This is a genomic window from Gardnerella piotii (assembly GCF_003397585.1).
GTDB lineage: Bacteria > Actinomycetota > Actinomycetes > Actinomycetales > Bifidobacteriaceae > Bifidobacterium > Bifidobacterium piotii.
In genome coordinates this window covers 646,374-658,764 of record NZ_QJUV01000001.1, presented here as the reverse complement: position 1 = coordinate 658,764, position 12,391 = coordinate 646,374, and the positions used below count along the sequence as shown (strand labels likewise).

Here is a 12,391-nt window from a genome sequence, read left to right as displayed (position 1 = left end):
AATAATTAAATATTATCACGATTCTGTGAGTATATAAACGATATAAAGAACCGATAGCACCGGAATATTGGGGTTATAGGCCAAAACCAATGATGAGTTAAGAAGTAAAAAAAAACGCGGCAAAAACCGCGTGTATTGTGCGCCAGACAGGATTCGAACCTGCAACCTTCTGATCCGTAGTCAGATGCTCTAATCCGTTGGGCTACTGGCGCATGCTCTCCAAAAACTTGGAACTTTAACTTTCCGTTGTTTTTGGCAACTTGACTAATATACAACCATCTTTACAAAAACACAAACCCTGGCGTGTCGCCAGCGCCAGGGTCTGCATCTAAAACATAAGAATCTAAAACATAAAATCCTTAAGCTCTATGCTCCAGAACCTCATCTACCATACCGTATTCTTTAGCTTGAGGAGCGGTAAGAATAGTGTCTACCTCAATATCTTTACGAATTCGCTCAACACTTTGGCCAGTGTGCTTTGCAAGAGTGGCCTCTAACCATTCGCGCAAACGCAACATTTCCTTAGCTTGAAGCTCTATCTCTGTAGCCTTGCCAAAATCCTGGCCCATAGCAGGTTGATGAATAAGCACGCGAGCATTTGGCAAAATCATGCGCTTACCAGCAGCGCCAGCAGCAAGTAAAATCGCAGCAGCTGAAGCAGCTTGACCCAAGCACACCGTTTGAACATCTGGCTTAATGTATTGCATGGTATCGTAAATAGCCGTCATAGCAGTCATAGAGCCACCAGGAGAGTTAATGTACATCATTACATCTCTGCTTGGATCCATGCTTTCTAGAACCAAAAGCTGAGCCATAATGTCGTCTGCAGAAGTGTCGTCAACCTGAACACCCATAAAAATAATGCGGTCTTCAAAAAGCTTAGTGTATGGATCTTGCGTTTTCATACCATAAGGAGTCTGCTCGCCAAATTGAGGCAAAACATAACGATTCGTAAACACACCACTGGTCTGGCCAAATCCGCCCAAACGCTTAGCGCGAGCAACAAACTTTGCTTCTTCACTTGCCATTAAAATCACTCCTCCCCACGCATAGAAGCTGGAGTGGTAACAATCTTATCTACAAAGCCATACTCCAAAGCCTGCTGAGCAGTAAACCAATGATCATACTCGTTGTCTCGGTAGATCTCTTCAACAGTATGACCAGTCTGCTGAGCCGTTAGCTCAGCGAGAGTTTTCTTCATATCCATAATAAGTTCAGCATTAATACGCACGTCTGTAGCAGTGCCACCAACACCGCCAGAAGGCTGGTGCATTAGCACGCGAGCGTGAGACGTTATAAAACGCTTACCAGGCGTGCCAGAACTCAGCAAGAACTGACCCATAGAAGCAGCCATGCCAACAGCAATCGTAGCAACATCTGGCTCAATAAGCTGCATAGTGTCGTAAATAGCCATTCCAGCAGTAATAGAACCACCTGGCGAATTAATATAAAGCCAAATATCTTTCTTAGGATCTTGCGCAGCTAGCATAAGCATCTGAGCGCAAATAATATTGGCATTTTCATCCTTGACTTCAGAGCCAAGCCAAATAATACGATCTTTTAAGAGTTGATTAAAAATCGAATCCGTTGGATTTTGTGGCTCCCCTTCTTGCATAACGGGAGAAGCCGTAAACAGATCAGTCACCTTATCTCCTTACAAACATTTTGAATACATCTAGACTATCGTGTGCGCGTGACCGCAAAACAAGAATGTGAAGTAAAACGCTTAACGCAATTAGACACGCGATTAGACACGCAACTAGACACAATCACCGCCAATAGCATAAGACAAAGTAATGCAAACGGTGCGTTTACTAATTCCGCAACTAAAAGCCACGCCATAATCGGAGCTTTTCTAGAAGACGCAAGTAAAGAAGCAGCGCCAATAATAGATACAGAAATTGCGGAAACTTGCGAAATGTCAAAAACTTGCAAAAAACCAGACGTTGAAAAAATAGCGTATAAAATCACACCAAAGCAAGCGCCAGTTGAAATGCTTGGCTGCAATACGCCTCCAGAAGCACCATAGCGCAAAACAAGCAAAGTAGCAGCCATTTTCATTAGCGCAAGAAGCAACAAAATAGTAACAATATGCGAGTTTTCTGCCAAATACGGAAAACTAGCTACAGAAAAAGCAAGCTGAGAAAGCGACCTACCATTCCCCATAATATGCGGAAACCAACAAGCCGCAACACCAATAACTAAGCCAGCTACAGGCATAAAACACAGCATTTGTATGCCACGCAAAGCATGAGTTCTACACCAAATAATACCCAAGCGAAAAACGTAACCAACTAAGCCGCACACTGCACCAACAACAACAGTTAAAACGCAAATTTGCCAAGAAAACACGCAAGAAAATTGCGAAATATTGTAGTATCTAGAATGATGCAATAAAAACTCAACAACAAACGCAGCAACATAATTCATAACAAGAGCAAAAGGCAAGCAACGCAAACGCTCCGAGCGCGCAATATTTTTAAGTGCATTAACTATTACAGAGCCATTTTCGCAATTTAGCCACGCATAAAAACCAAAACCTTGAGTTTTACTAAGCAAACCTAAAGAAAGCACGGTGCCAGCTAAAGGCGCATGGTACACTGCAGCCAAGCCAGCACCTGCAGCAGACGCAACTAGTATACGCTGAGTTTTAACAGACACATTAAAAATACTGCTGCAACGTTGAGCAATCATTGCAGCTAATTCTCTAGGAGCTACTTCCCTTCCGATTGAAATTCCAGAGCCAACAATGCCGATTTGCAATAAAACATGTGCAATAGTAGAAAAAATTGGCATTCTACTGCCACTAACGGCTTGTGGAATAGTAACGATTCGAGGAGGATTCTCCTTCTTTCGCAAAAAATACCAAGCCAGTGCAGCAATAGTCATAGCAATTGTGCCAGGTAGCACGTATCGATACCAAGGAAGCCCTAAAAATACAGTATTTTTAGCAGATTCAATTGAGCCAAAAGCAAGGTGTTGTACAGCGTAAAAAATAAGCGTAAGAACTGTTGCTCCTAAGCCAACAAGAACGCCAAGAGCAACAGAGACTGCAATAAAACGCGCTACTAGAATTGCAAAACTAAATAATTTGCAAGATTTGCCGAATTTGCTAAATCTGCAACAAGATTCATGCTTTGTTTTAGCACTACTATCCATAATGTCTCGCAATTCTTAACATTTTTCTATAATAATCGTAATTCTATATAGTAATTATTTAATTAAATATAAGTAAGACCCAGCAGAGTTATACTCTACTAGGTCTTAAATAACAAGATTATTAGAAGATTCTAATTTAGAAGACTCTAACTACTTTTCAGCAGAAAGCTCATCGGCAACAGCTGCAGCAGCAGAAGCAGCCTTAACGCTTTCATCTTCTGGCTCTTCATCTTCCGACAAGAAAGCACTCAAATCAAGAGCTTCTCCGCCAGCAACGAACTTTACAGCGCGCATGCCAGCAAGCAAGCCCTTAGAGCGAGCAACTTCTTGAACAGCAGAACCAAGCTGACCATTGCGAACAATAGCGTTAATAAACTGGCTTGGATCCATTCCGTACTGCTGAGCAACAGAAACCAAGAAGTTGGTAACGTCTGCTTGAGAAACAGAAACATCGAGGCTTTCTGCCAAAGCGTCGAGAACCATCTGGTCACGAAGCTCCTTTTCTGCAGCCTTTTCAGCCTCTTCCTTTTGCTTCTTAGTGGCCTTTTCTGGGTCTGGAGTCATGCCCTTAAGGTGCTCGGCAACAGCCTTATCTTTAACACCCTTTGGCACAGGAATTTCAACTTCTTCTTGAATCTTAGCAATAAAAGCATCGCGAGCAAGAGTTGCCTGACGGCCTTCATTTGCCTGCTCCAAAGACTTACGAACGTCTTCCTTAAGCTCCTTCAAAGTGTCGAACTCAGATGCTTCCTTAGCAAACTCATCGTCAAGCTTTGGCAATTCTTGAGCCTTAACGGAGTTAACCTTTACCTTAACCTGAGCTTTCTTGCCCTGGTTCTTTCCAGCTTCGAGAGTACCTTCAAAAGTGGTTTCTTCTCCAGCGGAAAGACCTTCCAAAGCCTCATCCAAACCATCAAGCATAGTGTTGGAACCAAGCTCGTAGCTTACGCCATTTTGAGAATCGGCAACTTCGTCGTTAATCTTAGCTTCCAAATCGATGTTTGCAAAATCACCCTTCTTAGCTGGGCGATCAACACCAACAAGAGTGCCAAAACGTGCGCGCAAAGCCTCAAGACGAGCCTTAACATCGCTATCTTTAACTTCCGGCTTCTCTACTTCGATTTCTACACCCTTAAACTTGTTAAGCTTGAACTCTGGGCGACGCTCAACAGTTGCAACAAACTTAAGCTTAAGTTCGTCTTTAGCAGATTCTGGGACTTCCTGAACATCAAATTCTGGCTGATCCATTGGGCGAATCTTCTTTTCTTCCAAAGCCTTAGAATAAAGCTCTGGAACAGCAGAATTTACAGCTTCACCGGCAACAGCTCCGAAGCCAACTCGCTGATCTACAATCTTGCCTGGTACGTGTCCCTTACGAAAACCTGGCACGTTGATTTGCTTTGCGATCTCTTTACGAGCCTGATCCATAAATGGCTCAAAATCTTCGAGATCTGCGGTAATGGTGAGCTTAACCTTAGTTGGCTCAAGATTCCTGACGCTGATTTTCACGCTTGCGCTCCTGAAATTACGTTTTCTAGCTTCTGCCATATGGCACAACCGTTACATAATAGCGCGAGTTACGGACTCAGCAATTAAATCGCTTTGCCACGTTCTTGCACCCTGCTCTACAAGAAACTCCTTAACATCAATATGCTCAATATTATCTTGCCAACAAAGATTGCGAATAATTTGCGGTTTAATAATGATTTCCGTAGGCGTGTGAGTATCTTCTGCAATCTTGATTAAAGACTGCTTTACATTTTGTAAGCGCTCATATCTTTTAGGATGATGATCACGCCAATACTTCATAGATCGTGGAGCTGCTTGCGATTCTTGTGCGTCGCTAGAATCAGCAGAATCGCCAGAATCCGCAGAATTGCCAGTATCGCCAAAATCGCCAGCATCGTTGTAATTGCCATATTTACTACTTGAATCATCAAGCTTAGAAATAATAGCAACTTCCCCACTTTTAGCGCGACTAATCGCGTCTTCTATAACAGCTTTCCACACATTTGGCTTGATTTTGCGCTGAATCGGAGCATAACGTTCAAACATCTTGTCTTGCTCGCTGCCCGTGTGAATCCTAACGCGTTCGTTAAGAATGCGAATTGAGCGAAACTCCCTAGAATTACTTGGTTTTCGCTTTCCTGCTTCAATAATCGCAGCATCCGAAAGCAATAGAGTTGGCGCAATATCGTATTGACAAGCAAGCTCATCTCGCTTTTGCCAAAGCTCTTTTGCAATCATCAAGCCGATTTTATCGTGCATAAGAACGCTTATATGAGATATTCTAAGCCAAGGATTTGGGTGAGGAGCCTTCTTTTGCGCACCTTTACTTAATAAGTGTGCAAACTCTTGATTTGCCCATAAAAGCTTGCCTTGCTTTTTTAACTCGCCGCTCATTACTTCTTCTAATTCGATTAGCAATTCAACGTCTAAAGCAGCGTAATTTCGCCAATCTCTAGGAAGAGGTCTATATGACCAATCCGCTGCAGAATGTTCTTTTGCAAGAGTCAACCCCAAATAATATTCAGTTACAGAGCTTAATCCAAATCGCTTTCTACCAAGCAATTTAGCTGCGATTTCTGTATCAAATAAAGCACGCGGACGCAAACCAATATCGAAAAATCCTGGCAAATCTTGCATAGAATCGTGAATAATCCAAGGCGCATCCCCTACTGCCTCATTAAATTCATGCCAATCAACGCCAAGTTTTCCTAAAGCTATTGGGTCCAGCAATCCAATTCCTGCACCTTTGCGTTTAAACTGAATCAGCCAATCTTCGTGACCATATCTAAAACCAGATGCGCGCTCTGCGTCTGCAGCCAAAGGCCCCGACCCTGCTGCCAACAAATTACAATATTCTTTATATGCTTCAAGCGTATCAATGACTTCTGGAACTCCTTCTCTAGGCTCTTTTAAGAGCTTTGGTTCCTTATTCAAGAACGCCTCCCGATTCCACGCTTTAGCCAAATTCTTACGCTTTTTGCATCTTACTTTGTAATTTTTTGCAAAATATCCGTAAAAAATATTTAAGCCGTGTTATAGATTATGCATCTTTTAACACGGCTTCAACTTTCGCACACAACTACGACTAATCAAAATAAGTAATAAATTAAATAATAATTTAAATAATCAATCTGTTTTATTGTTTGATTCTTATTGAGTTATGCGCTTAACAAGCCTAGTTTTAAGGAATCTAGTAAGAGTAAATGCGACTGCCGAAACTAAAACTGTTGGAATAACGTAGCCAACATGTAAACCTAAATCCGAGAACTTGGATATTGGGAAAGTAACAAGTTCTATAACAAAAGTTATCGCAATAGATATTATTGGCACTTCAATAAGAAGTTTCTCATCAAACGATGCAACAATGTTTATTGGCAACAAAATTATTGGCAAAATAACGAAAACAGTAAGCGCTGTAGCAAAACCAAACTGATCGTTACACCGCACAAAAATAGCTAACGCTAATGTAAAAGCTAATGCAATCCAACAACCTATTCTGCGCTTCATTGCGTATCCTTTCTCTAAAAAAGGTTATTTGTATAATTATACAAAATCCTTTAAAAAAAAAACAATACAATACGCAAAAATTGTCTAAATTACAGTTACATTTTTGATGCAATCTAAACGCAGTCTAGTACACAACAAAACCGTGGTCTTTGAACTGGTTTACAACTCGCTCTTTAAGCGCCCTAGAAGGTCCTTTTTGATTCTCAAGAGGGTATGGAATCCTAAGCTCATGCCACTTTGGGCGGCCTAGTTGATGGAATCCAAGCACGTCAATATGCTCAACAGCATCACCAAATGAATCGCAAATCTCAGCAACTTTTTCAACATTTTCTTCGCTGTCTGTAAGACCTGGAACGAGCACAAAACGCACCCAAATCTTCTTACCAGCCTTCGCCAATCGCTGACCAAAGTCAATAGTTGGCTGAAGCAAGCCGCCAGTTACTTTTTTATACGTTTCTTCAATACCAGATTTAACATCTAGCAAGCAAAGATCAATGTCGTCAATCATTTCGTCCGTATAATTGCGATTCAAAAAGCCCGAAGTATCTAAGCAAGTATGCACACCCATCTCTTTTGCTGCACGAAACACTCTAGATACAAAAGCTGGTTGCATCATGGATTCTCCGCCAGAAAAAGTTATTCCGCCGCCTGTTGCCTTAAAAAGACTTTGATAACGGTCTACTTTTTTAATCATTGCATCTAAGTAGACTGGCTTGCCGTCGCGCATTTTCCAAGTATCTGGATTTTGGCAATATTGGCAGCGAAGTGGGCAGCCACTCATAAACACTGTCATGCGAGTGCCAGGGCCATCAACAGAAGTATTAATATCCCAAGAATGCACAAATCCAATATCGCCAGTTTTAAGAGCAACTAAGCGGTCTTTTCTGTCTAATCCAATTGGAGATTCAAAACCAGAAAGACCACCCATTAAAGTTTGTCGGGCATACTCTTTTGACTCCTTTAACATGTGCTGAGTCGTAGTGCGAAATGCTGTGTTTTCAGCCATTTACATGCCCTCCTATAACCGTCTTTGGTAATCTTTAAGTCTATTTTATTTTAAAAGCCGCCAGGAGCAAAACCTACTCACTCCCGGCGGCATTCGCAATCAATCAGAATCAGTCAGTAACTGAACCCTGGTGGAATGTACGAGAAATAACGTCGAGCTGCTGCTCCTTAGTGAGCTTTACGAAGTTCACTGCGTAGCCAGAAACGCGAACCGTAAGGTGTGGGTACTTTTCTGGGTGCTCAACAGCGTCTTCAAGCTGTTCCTTGCGCAAAACGTTGATGTTTGCGTGGTACAAGCCGTGACCGTTGCCAGCGTCCAAAATACCAACCAAATTCGTTATACGCTCGTCTTCATCTCTTCCCAAACCATCTGGCGTAATGGTGTTGGTCAAAGAAATACCATCGAGAGCATCGTCATAGTCAATCTTGCCAACGGAGAACATGGATGGAAGCATACCGTGAGAATCCATACCATTTTCTGGGTTTGCGCCTGGAGCGTAAGGAGTACCCTTCTTGTGACCAGATGGGAAGGAACCAGTGTTCTTGCCGTATTCAACGTTAGAAGTAATAGTCAAGATAGACTGAGTTGGAACAGCATTACGGTACACAGGCAAACGCTTTACCTGACCCATAACAGTGCTTACAACCCACTTTGCCAAGTCATCAGCACGATCGTCATCGTTACCGTAGATTGGGAACTCGCCAACCGTCTTGTAGCCAACGATTAAGTCGTCGTCTGCGCCTTCGATGTACTCATACTCATGACCTTCAGTGGTCTTAGCATCCTTATTGTAGATTGGGTAAACCTTTGCATACTTCAAAGCAGCCAAGGAATCTGCAGCAATAGACAAGCCAGACATACCACAGCCGAGTGTACGATAGACTTCCCTATCGTGCAAAGCCATCTCAATGGACTCGTACGCGTACTTATCATGCATGTAGTGGATGATGTTCAAAGCCTCAATGTAGGTTTCGGAAAGCCATTCCAAAGCCTTCTCGTAATTGGCCTTAACCTTCTCGTAGTCAAGAGTTCCATCAGCTTCTGGCTTGATTGGGTCAATAACGCCCTTATCAATAACCTGCATGCCAGTCATTTCATCGCGGCCACCGTTAATCGCGTAGAGCAAAGCCTTTGCGGAGTTAACGCGTGCAGCGAAGAACTGCATTTGCTTACCAACGCGCATTGGGGAAACGCAGCAAGCAATAGCAGCGTCATCGCCCCAGTGCTCACGAATATCTTTATCGGACTCGTACTGAATTGCAGAAGTGTCGATAGAGATTCGTGCGCAGAAACGCTTGTAGGCTTCTGGAAGCTTTGGATCCCAGAAAATAGTGATGTTTGGCTCTGGACCTGGCCCAAGATGCTCAAGGGTCAAAGTGTTGAGCAAACGGAACGAAGTCTTAGTAACAAAGGTACGGCCATCATCGCTGAAGCCTGCATCGGACCAAGTTGCCCAGTATGGATCTCCAGAGAAGATTGCGTCGTAATCCTTAGTACGCAAGAAGCGAACAATACGAAGCTTCATAACCAAAGCATCAATGATTTCCTGAGCGTCGGTTTCGTTGATTAATCCAGCCTTCAAATCGCGCTCAAAGTAGCAATCGAAGAATGCGGAAACACGGCCGAAGCTCATTGCAGCGCCATCCTGGCTCTTAACAGAAGCAAGATAGCCCATGTAAGTCCACTGAACAGCTTCCTTAGCGGTTTGAGCTGGTCGGCTCAAATCCAAGCCGTACTCGTTACCCAAGTTAATAAGCTGCTTCAAAGCCTTGATTTGCTCATCGTGCTCTTCGCGGAAGCGAATCCAATGCTCAATCTCGGTCTCAGTAAAGTCGTTGCGGTATGGAATCGAATCCTTATCGCGCTTCTTGAACTCAATAAGCATGTTTACGCCGTAAAGAGCAACACGACGATAATCACCAATAATACGGCCACGGCCATAAGCATCTGGCAAACCAGTCAAAATCTTGTTGTGGCGAGCAATCTTAATATTCTTGGTGTAAACACCAAACACGCCATCGTTATGAGTCTTGCGATAAACGGTGAAAATCTTCTTGATTTCTGGATCAACTTCCTTGCCAGCTTCCTTAATGGCCTGCTCAACCATTCGCCAACCGCCGTTTGGCATCATAGCGCGCTTGCAAGGTTCGTCGGTTTGAAGACCTACGATTACGTTATCTACTTCTGGGCTTTCAATGTAGCCTGCTGGCATTGCGTCAATTCCTGCTGGAATATGTGTTTCAACGTCGTATACGCGGCGCTCGCGCTCGACAGCCAAGTAGTTGTCGTCGAGGTACTTCCACATATGCTTCGTTTTTTCGGTGGCGTCTGCCAAGAAAGTCTCATCACCCTCGTATGGAGTGTAATTCTTTAGGATAAAGTCACGAACGTCAATATCTTTTTCCCAATTGCCGCTTGTAAATCCATCCCACGCTTTTGCACGAAGATCCTCTTCGCTGAGAACGGATGCATCCACTGATGCCATATTTGACTCCTTTCGTATCCACGACGCTTCTTCACGTCGCCTTCTCTACTATGTTAGAGCAATGTTCAAACAGTACACGTCGATTTTTGGCATTTTTAACGTGAGTTACCTCACATTTTACTGTTTTTTAGCTTATTTTTAATAAAAATGCTAGTTTGAATCCTCAAACTAGCACATATACAACGCGTATCGAACGGGCGGTTGCTTGCGACTTTTCCCAAGCTTCACCAATCCGTTCCCAGCCTTCGTCTATTCTCTAAACGCCGTTGTTACTGGAATTCGCCTATCTCTGCCAAACGCAATCGCAGTAACTTTTGGCCCTAACGGATACTGCCTACGCTTCCATTCTGCGCGGTCTACAAGCCGAATAACTGTATCAACTGTGCGCTCATCAAAACCGTCTGCAAGCAAATCCGCCCTGCCGTGAGCAAGCTCGATATGAGCCTCTAACACTTTGTCTAGCAAATCGTATTCTGGCAAAGAATCCGAGTCCTTTTGCCCTGGCCTAAGCTCGGCACTTGGAGGCTTAACAATAGAGTTTACAGGTATAAGAATGCCATCTTTTGGAGCCTTTTCTTTAGGATTATTGTCTTTAGAAAAATCTTCACTGCCAGCAATAGGCAACATTCCAAGACCTACGCCATTTTCAGCAGCGCGATTACGCCATCTAGAAAGCGCCCAAACGCGAGTCTTAAACAAATCTTTAATAGGAGCATACCCACCTACCGCATCTCCATAAATCGTAGAATAACCGCATGCAAGCTCCGACTTATTGCCAGTAGCTAAAGCCAGCAAACCTTTTGAATTAGAATACGCCATAACAATCACGCCTCTAACTCGCGCTTGCAAATTTTCTGCAGCAACACCTTGCAAATCAAGCTGATTTTGGAATGACTTAAAAAGCGGCTCAATAGGCTGAATATCGTAATGTGCTCCAAGGCGCTTAGCTAAATCGCAAGCATCGTCTTTAGAGCCAAGCGAAGAATACATGCTTGGCATTGAAATTCCCCAAACGTTTTGCCCTCCGCAAGCATCCGCCGCCATAGTTGCAACTAGCGCAGAGTCGATTCCGCCAGAAAGTCCTAAGCAAACGCCCTTAAAGCCATTTTTACGCATGTAATCTCTGAGTCCTAAAACGCATGCGCAATAAACTTCTTCGTCTGGGTCTAATTTTTGAGCAATCGTAGAGCACTTTTGCACATCTAAATCTGTATCAAAATCAACAAAACTTAAGTCTTGATCAAACATCTTAGAACGCTCAATCAAAGACCCGTCTGCGTTTACTACAAAGCTGCCGCCATCAAAAACAAGATCATCTTGAGCACCAACTTGATTTACGTAAACAAGCGGAGCATTAACCTCTTTTGCACGCTTTTGAGCCAGTTTTAATCGAATATCCGTTTTGCCTTCTTCGTACGGAGAACCGTTGATTGTTACTAGAACATCAATCCCCTCTTTAGAAAGACGCGCAACTGGGCCGCCATCTTGCCAAATGTCTTCGCAAATCGCAAATCCTAATTTTGCGCCTTTAACGTTTAGAATCCCGCAATCATCTCCAGACGAGAAAATTCTAAATTCGTCAAAAACGCCATAGTTTGGCAAAAAATGCTTGTCGTAAACAAGCGCCACTTTTCCGTTGTTAATAACAAGCAAGCGATTTCTTGGCTTACCTAACTCATCGTCTACACCAACCGTTCCAACAACAACGTATAAATCACCTAATCCGCTATCTTTTAAGCTTTTTGCAAGACTATAAGCGGCATTATTAGCTGCTTTTCTAAATGTTGCACGCAAAGCAAGGTCTTCGATTGGATACCCAGTTAGTGTCATTTCTGGAAACACAACAATATCGGCATTTCCCCTACTTGCGTCTTTGCAAAATCGCAATATTTCATCCGTATTTTTGCTTATATTTCCAACGCAAGTGTCAATTTGAGCTAAAGCTAAACGCAAAGAAGTCATGTTTTTATTATAAGCCATGTTGCACAAGCCATATCATTTTAAAGCCTTCTAAAACAAAAAGATTGCAAAACGCCACGCCAAAACAATAAGGAAAAATAAAAAATCAAGCCCTAAATGCAAAAAATAATTGTTGATTATCTTATTGATTTTATTAGCTTTACTAACTCGTCATAAATTATACAAATAGAAAATAGGTAGCGAAGAGGCTGCAAAATCGCATATATTGATATTCCGTTGCTAAGAAACAAAATAATCAACTAGCA

The 12,391-nt window shown here is 42.8% G+C and carries 9 protein-coding genes and 1 tRNA gene; all 10 read right to left on the bottom strand.

Annotation, left to right across the window (positions count from 1 at the left end; all coding sequences use genetic code 11):
• Positions 1–138 precede the first annotated feature (138 nt).
• Positions 139–212 (bottom strand) — tRNA-Arg (locus D0T20_RS03035).
• Positions 213–359: 147 nt separating this feature from the next.
• Complete coding sequence (locus tag D0T20_RS03030) at positions 360–1,028, bottom strand: ATP-dependent Clp protease proteolytic subunit (protein WP_016831437.1); 669 nt, start codon at positions 1,026–1,028, stop codon at positions 360–362.
• Positions 1,029–1,033: 5 nt separating this feature from the next.
• On the bottom strand, positions 1,034–1,645 hold the full coding sequence (locus D0T20_RS03025; protein ID WP_032813113.1) for an ATP-dependent Clp protease proteolytic subunit: 612 nt from the start codon (positions 1,643–1,645) through the stop codon (positions 1,034–1,036).
• Positions 1,646–1,680: 35 nt separating this feature from the next.
• Positions 1,681–3,159, bottom strand: coding sequence for a chloride channel protein (locus tag D0T20_RS03020; RefSeq protein ID WP_116438352.1), 1,479 nt, complete (start codon positions 3,157–3,159; stop codon positions 1,681–1,683).
• Positions 3,160–3,309: 150 nt separating this feature from the next.
• Positions 3,310–4,668: a trigger factor gene (tig, locus tag D0T20_RS03015; protein WP_016831440.1), complete on the bottom strand. Its 1,359-nt coding sequence runs from the start codon at positions 4,666–4,668 to the stop codon at positions 3,310–3,312.
• 51 nt (positions 4,669–4,719) lie between these two features.
• Positions 4,720–6,102 carry an HRDC domain-containing protein gene (locus tag D0T20_RS03010; protein ID WP_116438351.1) on the bottom strand — a complete coding sequence of 461 codons (1,383 nt, stop codon included), beginning with the start codon at positions 6,100–6,102 and terminating at the stop codon, positions 4,720–4,722.
• Between the two features lie 216 nt (positions 6,103–6,318).
• Positions 6,319–6,675, bottom strand: a complete 357-nt coding sequence (locus tag D0T20_RS03005) for a hypothetical protein (RefSeq protein ID WP_116438350.1) — start codon at positions 6,673–6,675, stop codon at positions 6,319–6,321.
• Between the two features lie 124 nt (positions 6,676–6,799).
• Positions 6,800–7,681 (bottom strand): pyruvate formate-lyase-activating protein, encoded by an 882-nt coding sequence (gene pflA / locus D0T20_RS03000; RefSeq protein WP_016831444.1) that lies wholly within the window; start codon positions 7,679–7,681, stop codon positions 6,800–6,802.
• Between the two features lie 109 nt (positions 7,682–7,790).
• The gene (pflB, locus tag D0T20_RS02995) at positions 7,791–10,166 is read right to left on the bottom strand and encodes a formate C-acetyltransferase (protein ID WP_116438349.1); all 2,376 of its coding nucleotides are present in this window, start codon (positions 10,164–10,166) and stop codon (positions 7,791–7,793) included.
• 249 nt (positions 10,167–10,415) lie between these two features.
• Positions 10,416–12,128 (bottom strand): NAD+ synthase, encoded by a 1,713-nt coding sequence (locus D0T20_RS02990; RefSeq protein ID WP_162862716.1) that lies wholly within the window; start codon positions 12,126–12,128, stop codon positions 10,416–10,418.
• Positions 12,129–12,391 lie beyond the last annotated feature (263 nt).

Coding starts and splice junctions, on each gene's coding strand:
- D0T20_RS03030 (WP_016831437.1), bottom strand. CDS start 1,028: ATGGCAAGTGAAGAAGCAAAGTTTGTTGCTCGCGCTAAGCGTTTGGGC.
- D0T20_RS03020 (WP_116438352.1), bottom strand. CDS start 3,159: ATGGATAGTAGTGCTAAAACAAAGCATGAATCTTGTTGCAGATTTAGC.
- D0T20_RS03005 (WP_116438350.1), bottom strand. CDS start 6,675: ATGAAGCGCAGAATAGGTTGTTGGATTGCATTAGCTTTTACATTAGCG.
- pflA (WP_016831444.1), bottom strand. CDS start 7,681: ATGGCTGAAAACACAGCATTTCGCACTACGACTCAGCACATGTTAAAG.
- pflB (WP_116438349.1), bottom strand. CDS start 10,166: ATGGCATCAGTGGATGCATCCGTTCTCAGCGAAGAGGATCTTCGTGCA.
- D0T20_RS02990 (WP_162862716.1), bottom strand. CDS start 12,128: ATGACTTCTTTGCGTTTAGCTTTAGCTCAAATTGACACTTGCGTTGGA.